General features: G+C 74.0%; 22 protein-coding genes. 18 read left to right on the forward strand and 4 right to left on the reverse strand.

The window, feature by feature from the left end; translation table 11 throughout:
* From MHY29_RS03650 to MHY29_RS03695, 10 genes are all read left to right on the forward strand, one after another.
* The coding region (locus tag MHY29_RS03650) for an IclR family transcriptional regulator (protein ID WP_239238256.1) at nt 1–673 on the forward strand (673 nt) is incomplete at its 5' end.
* A gap of 31 nt (nt 674–704) precedes the next feature.
* Nucleotides 705–1,832: a histidinol-phosphate transaminase gene (locus MHY29_RS03655; protein ID WP_239238257.1), complete on the forward strand. Its 1,128-nt coding sequence runs from the start codon at nt 705–707 to the stop codon at nt 1,830–1,832.
* Nucleotides 1,783–2,088, forward strand: coding sequence for a helix-turn-helix domain-containing protein (locus tag MHY29_RS03660; RefSeq protein ID WP_224356301.1), 306 nt, complete (start codon nt 1,783–1,785; stop codon nt 2,086–2,088). The genes MHY29_RS03655 and MHY29_RS03660 overlap by 50 nt, the downstream gene beginning before the upstream one ends.
* Before the next feature lie 136 nt (nt 2,089–2,224).
* Nucleotides 2,225–2,971, forward strand: a complete 747-nt coding sequence (locus tag MHY29_RS03665) for a lyase family protein (RefSeq protein WP_239238258.1) — start codon at nt 2,225–2,227, stop codon at nt 2,969–2,971.
* 64 nt (nt 2,972–3,035) lie between these two features.
* Entirely contained in the window at nt 3,036–3,833 is a 798-nt protein-coding gene (locus MHY29_RS03670; protein ID WP_239238259.1) for an alpha/beta fold hydrolase, read from the forward strand.
* 37 nt (nt 3,834–3,870) lie between these two features.
* Nucleotides 3,871–4,308, forward strand: coding sequence for a carboxymuconolactone decarboxylase family protein (locus tag MHY29_RS03675; RefSeq protein WP_224356304.1), 438 nt, complete (start codon nt 3,871–3,873; stop codon nt 4,306–4,308).
* 186 nt (nt 4,309–4,494) lie between these two features.
* Entirely contained in the window at nt 4,495–4,866 is a 372-nt protein-coding gene (locus MHY29_RS03680) for a FeoA family protein (RefSeq protein WP_224356305.1), read from the forward strand.
* Entirely contained in the window at nt 4,863–6,821 is a 1,959-nt protein-coding gene (locus tag MHY29_RS03685; protein ID WP_239238260.1) for a ferrous iron transporter B, read from the forward strand. The genes MHY29_RS03680 and MHY29_RS03685 overlap by 4 nt, the downstream gene beginning before the upstream one ends.
* Nucleotides 6,818–7,453: a NifU family protein gene (locus MHY29_RS03690; RefSeq protein WP_239238261.1), complete on the forward strand. Its 636-nt coding sequence runs from the start codon at nt 6,818–6,820 to the stop codon at nt 7,451–7,453. Before MHY29_RS03685 ends, MHY29_RS03690 begins: the two co-directional genes overlap by 4 nt.
* Before the next feature lie 44 nt (nt 7,454–7,497).
* Entirely contained in the window at nt 7,498–8,850 is a 1,353-nt protein-coding gene (locus tag MHY29_RS03695; RefSeq protein ID WP_239238262.1) for an NAD(P)-binding domain-containing protein, read from the forward strand.
* A 125-nt stretch (nt 8,851–8,975) separates the two neighbouring features.
* On the opposite strand, the gene MHY29_RS03700 is transcribed toward MHY29_RS03695, so the two are convergent.
* The 4 genes from MHY29_RS03700 to MHY29_RS03715 form a co-directional block, all read right to left on the reverse strand.
* Complete coding sequence (locus MHY29_RS03700) at nt 8,976–9,224, reverse strand: hypothetical protein (protein ID WP_239238263.1); 249 nt, start codon at nt 9,222–9,224, stop codon at nt 8,976–8,978.
* A gap of 116 nt (nt 9,225–9,340) precedes the next feature.
* Nucleotides 9,341–9,697 carry a hypothetical protein gene (locus MHY29_RS03705; protein WP_239238264.1) on the reverse strand — a complete coding sequence of 119 codons (357 nt, stop codon included), beginning with the start codon at nt 9,695–9,697 and terminating at the stop codon, nt 9,341–9,343.
* Complete coding sequence (locus MHY29_RS03710; protein WP_224356311.1) at nt 9,694–10,014, reverse strand: hypothetical protein; 321 nt, start codon at nt 10,012–10,014, stop codon at nt 9,694–9,696. Before MHY29_RS03710 ends, MHY29_RS03705 begins: the two co-directional genes overlap by 4 nt.
* 86 nt (nt 10,015–10,100) lie before the next feature.
* Nucleotides 10,101–10,928: an IclR family transcriptional regulator C-terminal domain-containing protein gene (locus MHY29_RS03715; RefSeq protein WP_239238265.1), complete on the reverse strand. Its 828-nt coding sequence runs from the start codon at nt 10,926–10,928 to the stop codon at nt 10,101–10,103.
* 94 nt (nt 10,929–11,022) lie between these two features.
* On the opposite strand from MHY29_RS03715, the gene MHY29_RS03720 reads away from it, so the two are divergent.
* The 8 genes from MHY29_RS03720 to MHY29_RS03755 all read left to right on the forward strand — a co-directional run bounded on the left by MHY29_RS03720 (nt 11,023) and on the right by MHY29_RS03755 (nt 18,864).
* A complete protein-coding gene (locus tag MHY29_RS03720; RefSeq protein WP_239238266.1) occupies nt 11,023–12,300 on the forward strand; it encodes a thiolase family protein in 1,278 nt (425 codons plus the stop codon).
* 45 nt (nt 12,301–12,345) lie between these two features.
* Entirely contained in the window at nt 12,346–13,110 is a 765-nt protein-coding gene (locus MHY29_RS03725) for a 3-oxoacid CoA-transferase subunit A (RefSeq protein WP_239238267.1), read from the forward strand.
* A gap of 8 nt (nt 13,111–13,118) precedes the next feature.
* On the forward strand, nt 13,119–13,790 hold the full coding sequence (locus MHY29_RS03730) for a 3-oxoacid CoA-transferase subunit B (RefSeq protein ID WP_224356315.1): 672 nt from the start codon (nt 13,119–13,121) through the stop codon (nt 13,788–13,790).
* A 559-nt stretch (nt 13,791–14,349) separates the two neighbouring features.
* Nucleotides 14,350–15,219 (forward strand): hypothetical protein, encoded by an 870-nt coding sequence (locus MHY29_RS03735; protein ID WP_239238268.1) that lies wholly within the window; start codon nt 14,350–14,352, stop codon nt 15,217–15,219.
* Complete coding sequence (locus tag MHY29_RS03740) at nt 15,216–16,505, forward strand: hypothetical protein (RefSeq protein ID WP_239238269.1); 1,290 nt, start codon at nt 15,216–15,218, stop codon at nt 16,503–16,505. The genes MHY29_RS03735 and MHY29_RS03740 overlap by 4 nt, the downstream gene beginning before the upstream one ends.
* Nucleotides 16,502–17,182: an ABC transporter ATP-binding protein gene (locus tag MHY29_RS03745; protein ID WP_224356318.1), complete on the forward strand. Its 681-nt coding sequence runs from the start codon at nt 16,502–16,504 to the stop codon at nt 17,180–17,182. The genes MHY29_RS03740 and MHY29_RS03745 overlap by 4 nt, the downstream gene beginning before the upstream one ends.
* Before the next feature lie 90 nt (nt 17,183–17,272).
* Complete coding sequence (locus MHY29_RS03750; protein ID WP_224356319.1) at nt 17,273–17,608, forward strand: bifunctional 3-phenylpropionate/cinnamic acid dioxygenase ferredoxin subunit; 336 nt, start codon at nt 17,273–17,275, stop codon at nt 17,606–17,608.
* Nucleotides 17,605–18,864: an FAD-dependent oxidoreductase gene (locus MHY29_RS03755; RefSeq protein WP_239238270.1), complete on the forward strand. Its 1,260-nt coding sequence runs from the start codon at nt 17,605–17,607 to the stop codon at nt 18,862–18,864. Before MHY29_RS03750 ends, MHY29_RS03755 begins: the two co-directional genes overlap by 4 nt.
* Nucleotides 18,865–18,881 lie beyond the last annotated feature (17 nt).

Genomic DNA, 18,881 nt, shown 5'->3' on the forward strand with positions numbered 1-18,881 from the left:
CCCCGGCGCCCCCTCCCAGACGCTCTCCCGCGCCCTGACCATGCTCGAGCTCGTGGCCGACCGACCGACCCCGCCGAGCATCGCCGAGCTCGCCGACGACCTCGGCGTGCACCGCTCCGTGGCCTACCGGATGCTGCGGACCTTCGAGGTCCACGGCCTGCTCCGCCGCGACGCCGCCGGCCTGGTCCACGGCGCCCCGGGGCTCGTCACCCTGGCCGGAGGGGTGGAGCAGGACCTGCGCGCCGCCGCCGTCACCGAGCTCTCCCGCGTGAGCGACGCCCTGGCCATGACCGCCTTCCTGGTGGTCTGGGACGGCCGGGACTGCCTCACGCTCGCCACCGTGGAGCCGCCTCGCGGCAACCTCGTGACCCAGCGGCCGGGCACGCGGCACCCCCTCGGCGTCGGCGCCCCCGGCATCGCGATCGCCTCGGTCCTGCCCGCGGAGGGGCAGGACCGTCCTGCCGTCCGCGAGGCCCGCGCGCGTGGCTGGGCCGCCTCCCGGGACGAGGTGATCACCGGCGTCGGCTCGGTGGCGGCCTCCGTGCCCGCGGCGGCGGGCATGCCGGCCGCGCTCGCGGTCGTGTTCACCTCCCCGGCCGTGGACGAGGAGGCGGTCGGCGCCGAGCTGGCCGCGGCCGCGCGTCGCCTGGGGGCGGTGCTGGGCGAGGGCTGAGTCCGGCCGGCGCGCCGGTACCATCGTGCGCATGACCGACGTCACTTCCGGCCCCTCAGGGGTCGCCGCGCACCGCAAGGTCTCGCTCCTGCCGCCGTACGCGGCCGGCAAGCCGCCCGTCGCCGTGCCCGGCCTGCGCCCCTACAAGCTGTCCTCCAACGAGAACCCGTTCGCGCCCGTGCCCGCCGTGGTCGAGCGCATCCACGAGGTCGTCGCGGGCGCCGAGGGCGAGCCCAGCCCCGTGTGCCGCTACCCGGACCCGCTCTCCACCGCCCTGCGCGAGCGCCTCGCCGCGCACCTGGACGTCCCGGCCGACGACATCGTCACCGGCGGCGGCTCCCTGGGAGCGCTCACCCAGGTCATCACCGCGTTCGCCGGCGACGGCGGCGAGGACGGCGCCCCGGACGAGGTCGTCTTCGCCTGGCGCAGCTTCGAGGCCTACCCGATCGTCGTGCGCACCGCGGGCGCGAAGGACGTGCAGGTGCCGCTGACGGCGGACGGCCGCCACGACCTGCCGGCCATGCTCGCCGCGATCACCGAGCGCACCAAGGTCATGCTGCTCTGCACCCCGAACAACCCCACCGGCCCCGTGCTGACCACGGCCGAGGTGGAGGACTTCCTGGCGCAGGTGCCCCCGCACGTGCTCGTGGTGATCGACGAGGCGTACGTGGAGTTCGTCCGCCACCCCGACGCCGTGGACGGCCCGGCCATGTACCGCCGCCACCCCAACGTGGTCGTGCTGCGCACCTTCTCCAAGGCCCACGGCCTGGCCAACCTGCGCGTCGGCTACTCCGTCTCCCGCTCCGAGGTCACCGCCTCGCTGCGCACCGTGGCCGTGCCGTTCGCCGTCTCCACCGTGGCCGAGCAGGCCGCCATCGCCTCCCTGGACCACCTGGACGAGGTCCTCGAGCGCGTGCAGACCGTCGTGGACGAGCGCGAGCGCGTCGTCGCGGCCCTGGCCGAGGCGGGCTGGGACGTCCCGGAGACCCACGCGAACTTCGTGTGGCTGCCCCTGGGCGAGCGCGGCGCGGACTTCGCCGCCGCGGCAGGCGAGCGCGCCCTGTCCGTGCGCGCCTTCCCCGAGGGCGTGCGCGTGAGCATCAGCGAGCGTGAGGCCAACGACCGGTTCCTCGAGGTGGCCCGGGCCTTCCAGCGGTGAGCGCGGCGGACGGGGCGCTGCGGCGCCCCCGGACACCACGCTGGACCGGCTTCTGCGGATCCTCGCGGCGTTCGACGCCGACCACCGCGAGCTGACGGTCGCGGCGCTCGCCCGCCGAGCGGCGCTGCCGCTGCCCACCGCGTACCGCTGGGTGGATCGGCTGTCCCAAGCGGAGCTGCCGGCCAGGGGCCGGCGGCGATCGGCGTCGTCGTCCGGCGGGACGCGCCCGTGGCCGCGGGGGTGCCGGCGCTGCTGATGACGGCGGCCCGGGGGATCTCCCGGGCCGTGGGCGGCGATTCTCACTGAGAGAGAATCGCTCTGACGGTGACGCGGGTCACGGGTGAGGATGGCGCGGAACCCCCTGACGGGAGGACGCCGTAACCGAGCGCACCGTGACCCGCCCCCGGGTCGGCATCGTGGGCGCCGCGCCCGCCGGCCCGTGGGACACCAACCGCATGGCCGTCACCGGCGTTGCCGCCGCGCTGGCGGATGTGGTGGCCGCGTGCGGCAAGGTGGCCAACGACGTGCTGACGTCCGCGCGGATCGAGAACGGGGAGCTCGGCGAGCCCCTGGCCGCGGGCCGCGGCGGCTCCTCGGCCATGCCGCACAAGCAGAACCCGGTGCTCTCCGTGCTCATCCACTCCGCCGCGCTCTCCACGCCCGGCCTGCTGGCCCAGGTCTACACGGCCGCCGGCGCCGCCAACGACGAGCGCCCCGACGGGTCCTGGCACGCCGAGTGGCCCGCGCTGCGCCAGCTGCTGTGCGTGGCCGGCGGTGCGGCGGCCCTCACCCGCGAGCTCGTCTCCGGGCTGCGCGTGCACACCGGCCGCATGGCCGCGAATCTCGCGCTCACCGGCCCGCTGCTGGTCTCCGAGCGGATCATGGCCGAGCTCGCCCCCGAACAGGACGCGCTGTTCGGCGGGCCCGGCTCGGGCAAGGCCGTGATCCAGGGCGCCGTGGACGCTTCCCTGGCCGGGGAGGGGGACTTCGCGGAGCTGCTGCGCGCCGCCGTCCCCGCCGAGGTCTCCGACGCGCGGCTCGCCGACCTCCTGGACCCCGTCGCCTACACCGGCGAGGCCGAGACGCTCGTCGACCGGATCCTGGCCGCCCACGCGCCGCGCCTGAGAGCATCGGCCTGAGACCCCCGCAGTCAGAGCCCCCCGCGGCCGGACACCGGCCGCCCCGTCACCGGAAGGACACGCCATGACCACCCCCGAGGTCGCCGTCACCCTGCTGAAGCCCGCCGAAGCTCCCACTCGCGTCCTCGTCGCGGGCGCCGGCCTGGGCACCGGCGTGGAGGCCCTGTGGTCCCTCGCCGCCCGCGAGCTGCCCGCCGACACCCTCGTGGTGGGCTGGGACCTGCCCGGGCACGGCGCCTCCGCCCCGCACGACGCCCCGCTGACCGTGGCGGACCTGGCCGACGCCGTCGCCGCCGCCGTGGGGCGGCTGCGCGCCGAGGGGACGATCCCCGCGGACGTGCCCGTGCACTACGCGGGCGTGTCCCTCAACGGCTGCGTGGCGCTGCAGCTTGCCCTGGACCACGCGGACACGTTCGCCTCCGCGACGGTGATCTGCTCCGCCGCGAAGATCGGCGAGAAGGACGCCTGGCTGGAGCGCGCCGAGCTCGTGGAGAGCGCCGGCACGCCCACCCAGGTGGAGGGCTCCTCGAAGCGCTGGTTCGCGGAGGGGTTCATCGCCGAGCACCCCGAGCGCGCCACCGGGCTGCTGCACACCCTGCAGCAGGCGGACCGCCACTCCTACGCCCGCCTGTGCGAGGCCCTCGCCGAGTTCGACGTGCGCGGGCGCCTGGGCGAGGACACGGTGCCGCTCATGACGATCCACGGCGTCGAGGACCAGGTGACCGCCCCGGCCGCGGGAGAGGAGATCGCCGCCGCCGTGCCCGGCACCGTGGTGCACGCGTTCGAGCACACGGCGCACCAGGCCCCGCTGGAGCAGCCCGAGCGCACGGCCGAGGCCCTGGCCGCCTTCCTGGCCCGCTGAGCCGGCCGCGATGGCGACGACGAGCGAGGAGACGCGCATGGGCGAGCAGCCGATCGGCCACGACATGGACCGCACCTCCCGGGAGGTCCACGACGCCGGCATGGCCGTGCGCCGGGAGGCCCTGGAGGACGCCCACGTGGACCGGGCGGAGGCGAACAAGGACGCCGCGACGGAGGACTTCCAGAACCTCATCACCCGCTACGCGTGGGGCACCGTGTGGACCCGCCCGGGCCTGGACCGCCGAATGCGCTCGGCCGTGACCATCACGGCGATGGTCGCCGGCGGCTACTGGGACGAGTGCGCCATGCACCTGCGCGCCGCCCTGCGCAACGGGCTCAGCCGCGAGGAGGTCCAGGAGATCCTCCTGCAGACCGCCGTCTACTGCTCGGTCCCCGCGGCGAACATCGCCTTCACGCTGGCGCAGCGGGTGTTCGCCGAGGTGGACGCGGACCTCGCCGCCGGCCGCCCGCTCTGAGCCGGCGGCGGCCCCGGGGCGGACCCCCTGGCGGTCTCCGGGGGTCCCCCGGAGACGCATTAGCGAACATGCATGTAAGGTAAGGGTCACCTCACCTCGTCGACCCGGGCTGTCTCCGGGTCCGAGCGGGGCGGGGGCGATCCGTCCGGACCCGGCGGACCGAGGCACGCACGCAGGAGGACGCCCATGGCCCTCACGCTCCCCATCACCCAGTCCCTGAGCACCCGCGACGTCACCGGCGGCGTCCGCGCGGACGCGCCCGCGGCCCGCACCCTCGCGGACCTGCCCCTGGGGACCCCCGGCGTGGTGGCCGGCGTCTGCGACGCGGCCCGGCCCGACGTCGCCCGCCGCCTCTTCGACCTCGGCTTCATGCCCGGCGCCGTCGTGAGCGGCGTGCGCCGCGCCCCGCTCGGCGGCCCGGTCGTAGTGCGGGTGGCCGACTACGAGCTCACCCTCCGCCGCGACCAGGCCCGCTGCGTGGTCCTCGCGGGCCCCGGCGACGTCACCTCCGGCGCGTGCCCGGCCGAGGACCGCGGCTGCCGCGGCTGCGCGGCATGAGCCACGCGCACCACCACGGCGGGGGCTCCTCCGCGGCCGTCCTGGACTCCTCGCTGACCCGTCTGGGGCTGGTCGGCTCCCCGAACTCCGGCAAGTCCACCCTGTTCAACGCCCTCACGGGCCTGCGGGTGAAGACCGGCAACTATCCGGGCGTCACGGTCTCCCGCGCCGAGGGCGTCATGGTGGCCGAGGACGGCACGCGAGTCGTGCTCGAGGACCTGCCCGGCACGTACTCGCTGGACCCCATCAGCCCGGACGAGCAGGTCGTCGCCGACCTCCTCGCCCTGGACCCGGCCGACGCCGACCACCCGGAGGCCCTGCTGCTGGTGGCGGACGCGACCACCCTCCGCCGCGGCCTGACGATGGTGGCGCACGCGCTCGCCGTCGAGCTGCCGGCCACCCTGGTGCTCACCTTCGGGGATGAGCTCGCCCTGCGCGGCGGCTCCGTGGACGTCACCCGTCTCTCCCGTGCCCTGGGCATCCCGGTGCTGGCCGCCACCGCCGGCGACGCGCGGCAGCGCGAGGCCGTGCGCGCGCACCTGGCCACGGACCCGGCCGGCTGGGCCGTCCCGCCGGTGGCCCCGCCCACGGACCCCGCCGGGATCGCCGCGTGGATCGACTCCGTGCTGGAGGCCGCCCGCTACGCGGTGCCCCGCCCGGACGGACGCACCCGGCGCATCGACGACGTCCTGCTGCATCCCGTGTGGGGCACGCTCGTGTTCCTCGTGACGATGTTCGCGTTCTTCCAGGTGATCTTCACCGTGGCAGCCCCGCTGCAGGCCCTCGTGGAGGAGCTCTTCGGCTGGCTCGGCGAGCGGGCCGCGGCCCTGATCCCCATCGAGTGGCTGGGCCGGTTCGTGGCCGAGGCGCTGATCGGCGGCGTCGGCGGCGTCGTCGTGTTCCTGCCGCAGATCCTCCTGCTGTTCCTGATGATCTCCCTGCTGGAGTCCACGGGGTACATGACGCGCGCGGCGTTCCTCATGGATCGCGTGATGAGCCGGTTCGGGCTGGAGGGGCGCTCGTTCGTGGCGCTGCTGAGCTCGCTGGCGTGCGCGGTGCCGGGGATCATGGCGACGCGCTCGCTCCCCTCGGCGCGGGACCGGCTGGCCACCATGATGGCGGCGCCGTCCATGACGTGCTCGGCCCGCCTGCCCGTGTACGTGCTGCTGATCTCCCTGCTGGTGCCCTCCGAGGTCCGCTGGGGGCCGGTGGGCCTGCAGGGGCTCGTGATGTTCGCGCTGTACCTGGGCGGGGCGACGGCGTCCATGCTGACCGCGGCGTTCTGGTCCCGCGTGGTCGGCCGGCGGCAGGCCGCCATGCCGTTCTACATGGAGATGCCCCCGTACCGCCTGCCGAAGGCGCGGACGGTGGTGACCTCCATGTGGGCCTCCGCGGAGGGCTTCCTGCGCAAGGTCACCTCGATCATCCTCGTGACGACGGCGCTGCTGTGGGTGCTGCTGAACGTGCCGGTGCGCTCCGAGGAGGAGATGGCCGGCGCCGGCGTCGCCATGGACGACCCGGCCGCGGTGGCGCAGTACACGATCGACCACTCGGCCGCGGCCGCCGTCGGCAAGGCGGTGGAGCCGGCGTTCGAGCCCCTCGGCTTCGACTGGCGGATCGACGTGGGCGTGCTGGCGTCCCTGGCCGCGCGCGAGGTGTTCGTGGCCACGCTCGGCCAGATGGCCGCCGCGGAGGACCCGGAGGATCCGGGCGACGCGCTGGCCTCCTGGACCGTGACGGACGACGCGGGCGTCGAGCGCCCCCTGTTCACGCCCGACGTGGTGGCGGCGCTGCTGGTGTTCTTCATGCTCGCCCTGCAGTGCATGTCCACCCTGGCCGTGATGCGCCGGGAGACCGGCACCTGGCGGTGGCCGCTGCTGGCGTTCGGGTACTACTTCACGCTGGCGTGGCTGGCCGCGTTCGCGGTGCGGCACGTGGTCCTGGCGCTCACGTGACCGGTGCTGAGCGGGGCGGCGCCGTCGCGGCCCACCCGGTCCCCACCCACCCCGAGGCGGTCCCCGGCGACCGGGCGACCCTGCGCTGGGCGGTCCCGGCCGGGCTGCTGGGGATGGTCGGCCCGGTGGGGGACGGCCCCGCACCCTTGGAGGCCCTCCGCGCCGACGGCACCCTGCGAGCCATCGTGGCCGAGCCCGCCGCCCTGCGCCTCACGGTCGGCGAGGGACGCACGTGGCGGGCCGAGGGCGCCCGGGTCCGGGCCGCCCTGCAGGAGGCCCTCGCCCTGCTCGCCGCCGGCGAGGCGACGTGCGCGCCGGAGGCCCCGGCAAGCGTCGTGGGCGGCCCGGGCGGCGGCGGGAAGGCCCGCGCCGTGGCACGTGCCGGCGCCTCCGCCGACTCGGACGCGGTGCTGCGCGCCGCCGTCGAGCAGGTCCTCGCGGGCCCCGCGGGGGAGTACCTGCGCTCCCACGGTGGGACGGCGCGGATCCTCGGCGTGGAGGACGGCGAGGTCGAGCTGGCGCTCGGCGGCACGTGCCACGCCTGCCCGGCCCGCGGCTTCACCCTGCAGATGCGCCTCGAGGCGGAGATCCGCCGCCTCTGCCCCGACGTGCGGGCCGTCCGCACGGCCTGACCGCCCCGAACCGACCCCCATCCCCTGCACGGAAGGACATCCCCATGACCGAGCGCGTCGCCCTGATCGGAGCCGGGCCGTCCGGCGTGGCCCTGCTGCGCGCCCTCGCGCTGGCCGAGGACGAGGGGGCCGTCGTCCCCGAGGTGGTGGCGTTCGAGCGCCAGGCCGACTGGGGTGGGCAGTGGAACCTGGACTGGCGCACCGCCGCGGACCGCTTCGGCGAGCCCGTGCACTCGGCCATGTACCGGGACCTCTGGATCAACGGCCCCAAGGAGTGCATGGAGTACCCGGACTACTCCTTCGACGCCCACTTCGGCCGGCCGGTGTCCTCCTACCTCCCGCAGGAGGCCATGAAGGACTACATCCTGGGCCGGGTGGCACACGTGGCCGAGCGCATCCGCCCGCTCATCCGCTTCGGCACGGTGGTCCGCTGGGTCCAGCCGCTCGACGACGGCACCTTCGAGGTGACCAGCGTCGACCTCACCACGGGGGCGGCCCGCACCGAGGCGTTCGACCGGATCGTGGTGGCCACCGGCCACTTCCACGCCGCGCACACGCCGTCCTGGCCCGGTGTGGAGGACTTCCCCGGCCTGGTGCAGCACGCCCACGACTACCGCACCCCGGAGCCGTTCGCCGGCCGGCGGGTGCTGGTGATCGGCTCCTCCTACTCCGGCCAGGACCTGGCCCTGCAGCTGCACCGCGGCGGCGCCGCCCACGTGACCACCGCCTACCGGAAGGCGCCGCAGGAGCTGGACTGGCCCGCCGGCATGGACGAGCGTCCCGAGGTGCAGGGCTTCGCGGGCTCGCGCGTCGCCTTCGCGGACGGCTCCTCCGCCGAGTACGACGCCGTGCTGCTGTGCACCGGCTACCGCCACCACTACCCGTTCCTGCCGGCGGAGCTGGCCCTGTCCGGGCCGAACCTGCCGTTCGTGCCGAGCCTCTGGAAGTCCGTGGTGTGGCAGGCCGACCCGCGTGTGCTGTACCTCGGCGCCACCCAGCAGTGGTTCACCCTCACCCTGCTCGACGCGCAGGCCTTCTTCGCCCGGGACGTGCTGCTGGGCCGCGCGCCGGTGCCCTCCGCGCAGGAGCGGCAGGCGGACATCGACGCGTGGACGGCCCGCATGGCCGCGATCGACTCGACCCCCGTGGCCCTGGCCTTCCAGGCGGACCAGATCCGCGACCTCACGGCCGGCACCGGTTACCCCGAGATGGACCTCGACGGCGTGATCGCCACGTTCCTGCAGATGGGCGAGGACAAGCGGGAGTCCCTGACCCGCTACCGGGACCGCACGCACCGCTCGCTGGTCACCGGCACGCGGGCCGCCGCGCACCCGGTGCCGTGGATGCACCACCCGGACGGCTCCCTCGAGGGGTACCTGGCGCACTTCCCTGGTTGAGCGCCGGGACGTGTGCGCATAGGGACGACACCTTCTGTCGCGCCGCGTGAGGGGGTCTATGGCCCATGGTCAGCTCGTACTCGATGGGGGTCGACGCGCCACGCGACGCCCGCACCTACTGACGTTCATGTGCACGACGGCCCGAGATCGTCCTTCGTCACTGTCCACCACGCATCGCTGGCGACGGGTAGTCCCACTTCCTGGAGCTCGGCAAGCAGTTCGGCATACTCCCGCGTCAATTCCTGTCGCAACGGAGCGGGCCATTTCTCTGGTTCGAGCCCCTCAGCATGATGCCGATAGCCGAAGGCGTCACCCATTCTGCTGTCCCAGGCCTTGATCTTCGCCTGCAAGCCTGGAGGAATCGCAGCTGCCACGAGCGCTGCTCCGGTGGGGCCGTCCGTGTCTGATTCATGGACATCGATGAAGTTTCCACCCCCATGGAGGTAAGTGAATCGCACAGACTCCGAAGGCATCCCCGAGTCCCTCGACATCAGCACGACGGGGTGGACGTCGGGTAGGACGTCACGACGACCTTGTTGTACATGGACACGGCAACGCGGGGGTGTCGAGTCTTCACGTACTGGGGTTTGCCGTTGACCATCCGATACAGCTTGATCGGCGTCTTGTGGCAGCGGGTGTTCTTCTCCCAGTCGGGTTCGGTGCGCGACGGAGCCTTCATCGCCTCACGGGAGGCATAGACCATGAAGTCGTCCCATAGGCCCGGGCCGGTCATGGTGTTCTGCCAGCCCTGTTGATGCCGGGCTCGGATGTGAACATGCCCGCCGCCGCTGTGGCCGCAACGCAGGGAGGCCGTTCCGTCGTGCTTCGACGTGCACTTCTCGATCACGCGGGTCGTCCGTCCGACATTGCAAAGACCGATGGAGAGGGGATCGAGCAGGGGCGCAGCGTCGCCTCGGCCTCCCGCAACGGCCCGGTGATAGGCGGTTCTTCGTCCAGGTTGATCTTGTCTTCCACTATGACGGATTCCGTCGGGCCGACCGCGAACCAATCACCATCACGTGCGCTTTCCGGGGGAGTCGGCACCGGCGAGATGTCTGTGCTGCCACCGGCTTCCATCGGGGGCTCCACGCCGACTGGAGGGTCGACGGGGAGTAGGCCGGCTGTCAGGGGGGTGGACAGGGCGGCGGCGGCGATGGGTTTCATTCCTTCTGCTCTCGAGTGAAGGGGGAGCGATGCCGGGGATGTGCCTCGCATCATAGACTGCTGTGGGCTCGCCGTCGTCATGCTCCTCAGCGCCCCAGCAGCTCCAGGGCGGCCTCGGCGTCGTCCGCGGCCTCACGCAGCACGGGCAGGGCCTCCGCCGCAGCGGCCTCGGCGGCCGCGGGGGAGAGGGCCTCGCCGAGCCGGCCCCGCCGGGTGGACAGGGCGGTGTTCACGGCGAGGACCACGCGCCCGTCCCGGTCGCGCACGGGCACGGCCACCGAGCTGAGGTTGGGGTCCAGTTCCCCGTGCACCAGGGCGTGGCCGCGCTCGCGGACCCGGCGGACCTCCTCCAGCAGCGCGTCGACGTCCGTGAGCGTCTGCGCCGTGGCGGGGGTGCGCGGGGCGCCCTCGAGCACCCGGCGGACCTCGGCGTCGTCGAGGCCCGCGAGCAGCACCCGCCCCATGGAGGTGCTGAAGGCGGGCAGCAGCGTGCCGACGTCCAGGTTCACCCGCAGGATCCGCTCGGTGTGCACGCGGGCGATGTACATCAGGTGCGCCCCGTGGAGCACGCCCGCGGAGCACGACTGGTGCAGCCGCTGGGAGGCGCGCGTCAGCACGGGCCGCAGCACCTCCGAGGTCGAGCGCCCGGACCAGTAGCCGTGGCCGAGCTCCAGCACCTTGGGCGTGAGCTCGAAGGCGCGCCCGTCCTGCACCGCGTAGCCGAGCTCCACCAGCGTCAGCAGGGACCGACGCGCGGTCGCCCGGGAGACGCCGGCGGCGTCGGCGGCCTCGGTGAGCGTGAGCCTGGGGACGTCCGGGGTGAAGGCGCGCAGCACCGCCAGGCCGGTGGCCAGGGCGCGCACGTAGCCGTCTCCGGGGGCGGGGGATGAGGCCTCGGTCGAGGGGCGGGGCATGCCGCCCAGCGTAGCCGGGCGTTCGCAGGGCGAACGGATGTGCGTCGACCGAACATCCCTGGCCCGGCCGCGCGGGCGGGCCTACGGTGAGGCCATGAGCCTCACCGATGCCTACGTCTTCGACGCCGTCCGCACCCCCTTCGGCAAGATCGGCGGCAAGCTCGCCGGCGTCCGCCCCGACGACATGGCCGCCCACGTGGTCCGCACCCTCGTGGACCGCGCCCCGGGCCTGGAGGGTCTGCGCGCCGAGTCCGCCCAGGCCGTGGCCGACGCCGCCGCCGGGCACCCGATCGAGGCCGGCACGGACGCCGCCGCCCCGCAGAAGATCGACGAGGTCGTCTTCGGCAACGCCAACGGCGCCGGCGAGGAGAACCGCAACGTGGGCCGCATGGCCACCCTGCTGGCGGGCCTGCCGCTGTCCATCCCGGGCACCACCGTGAACCGCCTCTGCGGCTCCTCCCTGGACGCCGCGATCATCGCCTCCCGCCAGATCAACACCGGCGAGGCGGACGTGGTGCTCGTGGGCGGCGTGGAGTCCATGTCCCGCGCCCCCTGGGTGCTGCCCAAGACGTCCCGCCCGTTCCCCCTGCACAACCTCGAGGCCGCCAACACGACGCTCGGCTGGCGCCTGATCAACGACGCGATGCCGAGCCAGTGGACCGTCTCCCTCGGTGAGGCCACCGAGCAGCTGCGTGAACGCTTCGACGTCTCCCGTGAGCGCCAGGACGAGTTCGCCGCCCGCTCCCACCAGCTCACGGCGAAGGCCTGGGACGAGGGGAGGTACGACGACCTGGTCACCGTGGTGCCCGGCACCGACCTGGAGCGGGACGAGACCGTCCGCCCGGACTCCACCCCGGAGACCCTCGCCGGCCTGCGCACCGTGTTCCGCAAGGAGAACGGCACCGTCACCGCCGGCAATGCCTCCCCGATGAACGACGGCGCCTCCGCCGCCTTCCTCGGCTCGGAGAAGGGCGCCGAGGTGCTCGACCTGCCGCCGATCGCCCGCATCGCCGGCCGCGCCACCGCCGCGAACGAGCCGAACTTCTTCGGCTACGCCCCGGTGGAGGCCGCCAACGTGGCCCTGCGCCGCGCCGGCATCACGTGGAAGGACGTGGCCGCCGTCGAACTCAACGAGGCCTTCGCCGCCCAGTCCCTGGTGTGCGTGGACGCCTGGGGCGTGGACCCGGAGATCGTGAACGCGTGGGGCGGCGCCATCGCCATCGGCCACCCGCTGGGCGCGTCCGGCACCCGCGTGCTCGGCACCCTGGCCCGCCGCCTGCAGGCCACCGGCGAGCGGTGGGGCGTGGCCGCGCTGTGCATCGGCGTGGGCCAGGGCATCGCCGTCGTCCTGGAGAACGTGGACGCGCGCTGAGCGCGGCCACCGGGACCGACCGAGACCGAGAAGGAGGGACCCCCCGTGCTGGAGTTCGTGGAGACGGTTGCCGAGGCCGTCGCCCAGGTGAAGGACGGCCAGACCGTCCTGATCGGCGGGTTCGGCAACGCCGGTCAGCCGATGGAGCTGATCGACGCCCTGCTGGAGTCCGGCGCCACCGGCCTGACGGTGGTGAACAACAACGCGGGCCAGGCCGACGCCGGCCTCGCCCTGCTGATCAAGGAGCGGCGCGTCGCCAAGATCATCTGCTCCTTCCCCCGCCAGTCCGACTCGTGGCACTTCGACGAGGCCTACCGGGCCGGGGAGATCGAACTGGAGCTCGTGCCCCAGGGCAACCTGGCCGAGCGGCTGCGCGCCGGCGGCGCCGGCATCGGCGGGTTCTTCACACCCACCGGCTACGGCACCCAGCTGGCCGAGGGCAAGGAGGTCCGCGAGATCGACGGCAGGCACTACGTGCTGGAGTCCCCGATCAAGGGCGACGTCGCCCTGATCAAGGCCTACGCCGCGGACCGTCACGGCAACCTCGTGTACCGCAAGACCGCCCGGAACTTCGGGCCGGTCATGGCCGCCGCGGCCGCCACGACGATCGTCCAGGTGGACGAGATCAGCGAGGAGCCGCTGAACCCGGAGCACGTGATCACCCCGTCCATCTACGTGGACACCGTGGTGCGGATCCAGACGGAGTCCGGCGTGAAGGAGCGCGAGGAGCGCGAGGCCCTGGCCGCCGGCAAGCCCAAGCCCTGCCTGGCCACCGAGACCGCGGCCGGGCAGGCCGCCGAGGGGAAGTGAGGAACACCATGGGCTTCACCCACACCGAGAACCCGCTGAGCCACGAGGAGCTGGCCCAGGTGATCGCCGCGGACATCGCCCCCGGCTCCTACGTGAACCTGGGCATCGGCCAGCCGACCACGGTGTCCGACTACCTCGACGCGGACCAGCACGTCACCCTGCACACCGAGAACGGCATGCTCGGCTTCGGCCCGCAGGCCCACGGCGAGCAGGTCGACGAGGACCTCATCAACGCCGGCAAGATCCCGGTGACCGAGCTGCCCGGCGCCTCCTACTTCCACCACGCGGACTCGTTCGCCATGATGCGCGGCGGCCACCTGGACGTGTGCGTGCTGGGCGCGTACCAGGTCTCCGCCACCGGCGACCTCGCCAACTGGTCCACCGGCAAGCCGGGGGCGATCCCCGCCGTCGGCGGCGCGATGGACCTGGCCATCGGGGCCAAGGACACCTACGTGATGATGGACCTCTTCACCAAGAAGGGCGACCGCAAGCTGATGCCCGAGTGCACGTTCCCGCTCACCGGCGTGGGCTGCGTGTCCCGCATCTACGCGGACAAGGGCGTGTTCCTGCTGGACTCCTCCGGCGTGGTGAAGGTCCGCGAGCTGCACGGCATCACCTTCGAGGAACTGCAGGCCACCCACGAGGGCGTCACCTTCGAGGAGGTCGACGCCTCCGCCTGACGCCTTCGTTCGCGAAACGGACGGCGTGGCGGACGCTTCCGTTCGCGAAACGGACGGCCGCTCAGGCTTCCTGAGCCCGACGACGGCGCCGGTCCCCTCTGCCACGGAGGGGACCGGTTCGCCATGGCGGCATCATCGCCACGACCAGCGCCGAGGTACTGGCTGAGAATCTGCTTGACACCTCCCCCGCGCGGACGGAGGATGATCGCACTCACCTAAATGTGAGCGACGTCACAGGGGATCATCGGGGCTCTCTGGGTGTCTGATGGCAAGGAGGCCATCATGCGCATGTTCACGAAGAGCGCGGCATGGGCGACAGCAGGTGCGGACAGACGGTGAGCCGCTCGACCACGTTCGGGGACTCCCTGGGGCTCAACGCTCCGAGGACCTACTTCAACTACGGCCTCAACGATGTCCCGTATGGGCGTTGTCTGAGCCGGTCAAGGGGAACTGACGAAGGCGGCGGACGGGCATGGGGACCCAGCTACTCGGCCGGCTGCTCACGCGCGCCGTTCTCCTGACGGCACTGTGTGGGCTCGCTCTCGGCCTCGCGGGCTCCATGTCCGTCCATCGCCAGCAGTACTTCGGGGCGGAGGACTGCGGTGAAGCCGTGTGGGACGTCAACGTGGTCGGCGCCGACCGCGTCTGGTCTGCGCTGGAGGCCGCTCTGACCGGCCGTGACCTCACCGCGATGGTGACGGGAGCCGATCCGGGTCTGTTCCATGTGGCGGGGCCAGCAGCCTCGTGCCTGACGGGCGTGGACGAGCAGACCCTCGGATCCACTCGCGAGGCCGGCGGGTTCCTGGTCCGTGGCGGGGGCATGCTCGCGGCCCGAGCGGTGCAGGACGGGCAGTTGGCCACCCGGCCGGCCGTCGTCGTCCCGCCCGACCGTTGGCGGGGGCTGCCCTCGGTCAGCCTCATCCAGCCGACGCCCGTGTTCGACGACTCCAGCTCCAACGTGGGGTTCCTCGTGGGCGATGCAGGCGAGATCGAGGATCTCGTGCGCCGCCTGCGCGAGTCCGGCCTTGAGGTGGAGGCTGCGCCAGCTGCCACTGCAGCAGAGGCCGCCCTCCGCGCGCCCACCCTCAGCGCGACCACCGGGCTGACGGCCCTGACATGCCTGAGCGTCACGGCCTTCTGGGCCCTCACGCTCCATGCCGGGCAGCGCCCCGCCGTGCGGGTGCTGCGGCTGCTCGGCGTCTCATCCCTGCGCGCCGCCGCGTCCCGCTGGGCGGCCAGCGCCGTCCCGTTCGCCGCGGCCGCGGCGCTCGCCGCGGCGCTGTGGCTGGGCATGATCCTCAGCGGCACCCTGACGACGCCGGCGCCGGGAACGGCCGCCCTCATCGTGGCGGGTGCCATCCTGGCCGACGCCGCCCTCGTCGCGCTCACCCACGTGGGCGCGCTGTGGATGAAGCGGGTGCCACGATGAGCACGCGAGCCCTCGCAGTGGCCCTCGCCGACGGCCTGAACGACGCCGCCCGATTCTGGCCGCTGATCCTCGGGGCGTTCCTCCACGCGGTCGTCTCCTGCCTGCTCCTCGGTCTCTCCTTCCAGCAGGTGAGCGAGGCCGGCGAGGTCAGCGCCCACCTGCATCGCTGGGAGCAGCAGGGCGCGGCGTCGCTGCACGGGATCTACCTGGCCAGGGTGAGCGCACGCCCCGCGGCTGAGGGCATGACGCCGACGCTGCAGGACGGACTAGACGAGACCCCCGTCCTCGACCCCGAGGGGGAGGCCGGGGCGGCCTCACGGACCGCCGGCCTGCTGTCCCTGCTGGAGGACCCGCAGCGGCTGGCATACACCATGGACCCGTACGGGGATCGCTTCGGCGACGACCTGCCCGGGGCGATGGTGGTGACCGAGGACTTCCTCCGAGCCACGGGGGTGGATGACTCGATGACGCCCACCGGGGCGGCCGTTCCCCGGGACTCGGACGGTGCGCCCGCGCCCTACGCGGTCCTCGGCAGCGCCTCCCGGGCGAAGGACCCCCACGCTCTGCTCGTGGACGGCGCGCCGCCTCCGACGACGCGGGTGCAGTTCCAGGGCGCGATGATCCCGGTGGTGGGCCGCCTGGCCCAGGGGGCCACCACACTGGACCCGATGATGGGCTCGGTGCCGCTGGACGAGGCCGCGCTCATCGTCCTCCCGGCGGCGAGCCTGCCCGGCCTCTACCCCGCCGAGGAGTTGGAAGCCCTGCTGCTGCGCACGGTGGTGCTCGGCCCGGACGCTGTCCCGGTGCTCGACGCCTCTGCCCGCCCCTTCGAATCCGAGCGCCTGCTGGTCGCGGCTCAACCCCTCACCGCCGAGTCCTCGGGCCTGCTGCAGTCGCTGACCTCCAGCTCACGCACCCTGGTCCTCCTCTTCGGGTCGGCCGTCCTGGGGGCGGTGGTCTCCCTGTTCGGCGCCCTCGGGGTCCTCGCACGGGCCCTCGCCCCGACCTGGCGGATCGCGGCCATGGTCGGGGCCGCACGCTGGCAGGCGGCGGTGCGGATCGCCGTGCCGGTGCTGCTCGCCTGGGTGCTGCCGGCGGGCCTGGGCCTGCTGGCGGGGGCGGCCGCCGTGCCCGGACCGTCGCCCACCGCACTGGCGGCGGTGGCCCTCGCCCTGGTGCTCGGTGTCGGCTGCTGGGCCGCCCTCTCCTCCTGGCGTGCCCTGGCCGCGACCTTCGGTCCACGGCGCCGCACCCCGACCCGCACGACGACGAAGGAGGCCGCATGAGCCTGCTCGAGGTCCACGACGTGGACAAGTCCTTCACCACTGCCGCCTCGGAGGTCCCCGTGCTGCGCGGGGTGTCCCTGAGCGTGCCGGCCGGGCAGATGCATGCCGTCACCGGGCCCTCCGGCTCCGGCAAGTCCACCCTGCTGCGGATCCTCGCGTGCCTGGACTCCCCGGACGCCGGAGAGGTCCTGCTCGAGGGGGTCCCGTTGCCGCCGCCCTGGAGCCGCGGTGGGGACCGGCACCGCAACCGGCGGTGCGGGATCGTCCTCCAGGACTTCGCCCTCATGGAGCACGCCACGGCCCTGGACAACGTGCTGCTGCCCCTGCGCTACGGGCCGGGCGGAGGCTCCCGGGCCGAGCAGCGCCGTCGCGCCGCGCTGGCGCTCGACCGGGTCGGCCTGGCCGATCGCGCGCACCACCGGGCCCGCACCCTCTCCGGCGGGGAGAAGCAGCGCGTGGCGGTGGCGCGGGCGCTGATCAACGACCCGCCGCTGGTGCTGGCCGATGAGCCCACCGGCGCGCTGGACCAGGCGCGCACCCGCGACGTCGTCAAGCTGCTGCGCTCGGCGGTCGGCCCACAGCGGGCCGTGGTGGTGGTCACCCACGACCCCGAGGTCGCCGCCGCCTGCGACCAGCGGTGGCACCTCGAGGACGGACGGCTCCACAGCCAGGGGTGAGCGACCAGGCCGCGGCGGGAGCGGCGTCGTAGTGTGGAGCGAAGGCGCCGGCCACCACCGAGCGCAGCCCGCGACCCCGAGGAGCACCCCATGTCACGCGAGATCAACGTCGGCCCGGCGTCGGCCGTCCCGGAGGGCGAGTCCCTCTTGGTCCCCAACGACACCACGGGCACCAAGGACCACATCGGCGTCTTCCACGCGGAGGACGGCGCGTTCTACGCGATCGACAACACCTGCACCCACCAGGACTACGCGCTCTCCGAGGGGTTCGTGGAGGACTGCCGCGTCGAGTGCCCGCTGCACGGCGCTTCGTTCGACCTGCGCACCGGCGAGGCGCTCTCCCTGCCCGCCACGAAGCCCGTGGGCACCCACCGCGTGGAGGAGCGCGACGGCGACCTGTGGCTCACCGTCGAGGACGGCGAGTGACCGTGCCCGCCTCCGTGCTGGTGGTGGGCGGCGGCGTCGCCGGCTTCGGCACGGTGCGGGAGCTGCGCCGCCGCGGGTTCGAGGGGAAGCTGACCCTGGTGGATCCGCAGGGCCTGCCCTACGACCGGCCGCCGCTGTCCAAGGACTTCCTCACGGGGGAGACGGACGCGCACCGGCTGCTGTTCGCCCCTCCGGCGTGGTTCGCCGAGCACGCCGTGGAGCTGGTGACCGCCCGGGTGGACGGTATGGACCTGACCGGGGAGCACCCCGCGGCGGTGCTCGACGACGGCACCGTCCGTGCCGCCGACGCCGTCGTGCTGGCCCCCGGCGGGCGTCCCCGCCCGCTGGACGTGCCCGGCGGGGACCGCCCCGGCGTGCTGGTCCTGCGCACCCGCGCCGACGCCGAGGCGATCGCCGCGCGCCTGCACTTCGGGGCGCGCGTCGTGGTGGTCGGCGCGGGGCTCACCGGCTCCGAGGTGGCTTCCGCCGCCCGGGAGGCGATGGCCGAGGTGACCCTGGTGTCCGCGAGCCCGGCCCCGGCCGCCGCGGCGGTGGGTCCGGCCCTCGCCGCGCGCCTCCACGCCCTGCATGCCGCACGCGGAGTGGACGTCGTGCAGGGCCGGGCCCTGCGCATCGAGCATGCCGACGACGCCCCGGGTCTCGACGCGCCCCACCGCGTCCACGTGGCCCTCGCCGACGGCGGGGAGGCCGCCCTGGACGCGGACCTGGTGGTGGCGGCCGTGGGCATCCTCCCCGACGCCGCCCTGGCCGCCGAGGCGGGCCTCGAGCTCGCCGTGGACGGCGGCATCCTCGTCGACGCCGCCCAGCGCACCTCCGATCCCCGCGTGCTCGCGGTGGGCGACGCGGCTCGGCGTCGGGACGCGGGGTACGCCGCCCCGGCCATGCACTGGGAGCCCGCCCTGCAGGACGCCGCCGATGCCGCCGCCGCGCTCCTGGGCGAGGACCTCCCCGAGCGGGGCGCCCCGTGGTTCTGGTCGGACCGGCACGGGGTGCACGTCGAGGGCGTGGGCGCCATGCGCCCGCCGGAGGGCGGGCGGATCGTGGACCGCGAGGTGCGCGGCACGGTGGTCGCGTCCTTCGCGCTCGCGGCCGACGGCGCCATGGTCGGCGCCGCCTCCGTCGACGACCCGATGGCCGTCAAGGCGGCGCGGCGGATCGTGGACCGCGGGATCGTCGTGGACCCCGAGCGGCTCGCCGACCCCAGCGTGCCGGTCAAGGCGCTGCTGCGCGGCTGAGCACCGGGCGCGGGACG

Source organism: Micrococcus sp. ACRRV, from assembly GCF_022346985.1.
GTDB lineage: Bacteria > Actinomycetota > Actinomycetes > Actinomycetales > Micrococcaceae > Micrococcus > Micrococcus porci.

Excerpts from the sequence above, each read along its gene's own strand:
- MHY29_RS03655 (WP_239238257.1), top strand. The coding sequence starts at position 705 with ATGACCGACGTCACTTCCGGCCCCTCAGGGGTCGCCGCGCACCGCAAG.
- MHY29_RS03670 (WP_239238259.1), top strand. The coding sequence starts at position 3,036 with ATGACCACCCCCGAGGTCGCCGTCACCCTGCTGAAGCCCGCCGAAGCT.
- MHY29_RS03675 (WP_224356304.1), top strand. The coding sequence starts at position 3,871 with ATGGGCGAGCAGCCGATCGGCCACGACATGGACCGCACCTCCCGGGAG.
- MHY29_RS03680 (WP_224356305.1), top strand. The coding sequence starts at position 4,495 with ATGGCCCTCACGCTCCCCATCACCCAGTCCCTGAGCACCCGCGACGTC.
- MHY29_RS03685 (WP_239238260.1), top strand. The coding sequence starts at position 4,863 with ATGAGCCACGCGCACCACCACGGCGGGGGCTCCTCCGCGGCCGTCCTG.
- MHY29_RS03695 (WP_239238262.1), top strand. The coding sequence starts at position 7,498 with ATGACCGAGCGCGTCGCCCTGATCGGAGCCGGGCCGTCCGGCGTGGCC.
- MHY29_RS03710 (WP_224356311.1), bottom strand. The coding sequence starts at position 10,014 with ATGAAACCCATCGCCGCCGCCGCCCTGTCCACCCCCCTGACAGCCGGC.
- MHY29_RS03715 (WP_239238265.1), bottom strand. The coding sequence starts at position 10,928 with ATGCCCCGCCCCTCGACCGAGGCCTCATCCCCCGCCCCCGGAGACGGC.
- MHY29_RS03720 (WP_239238266.1), top strand. The coding sequence starts at position 11,023 with ATGAGCCTCACCGATGCCTACGTCTTCGACGCCGTCCGCACCCCCTTC.
- MHY29_RS03730 (WP_224356315.1), top strand. The coding sequence starts at position 13,119 with ATGGGCTTCACCCACACCGAGAACCCGCTGAGCCACGAGGAGCTGGCC.
- MHY29_RS03735 (WP_239238268.1), top strand. The coding sequence starts at position 14,350 with ATGTCCGTCCATCGCCAGCAGTACTTCGGGGCGGAGGACTGCGGTGAA.
- MHY29_RS03740 (WP_239238269.1), top strand. The coding sequence starts at position 15,216 with ATGAGCACGCGAGCCCTCGCAGTGGCCCTCGCCGACGGCCTGAACGAC.
- MHY29_RS03745 (WP_224356318.1), top strand. The coding sequence starts at position 16,502 with ATGAGCCTGCTCGAGGTCCACGACGTGGACAAGTCCTTCACCACTGCC.
- MHY29_RS03750 (WP_224356319.1), top strand. The coding sequence starts at position 17,273 with ATGTCACGCGAGATCAACGTCGGCCCGGCGTCGGCCGTCCCGGAGGGC.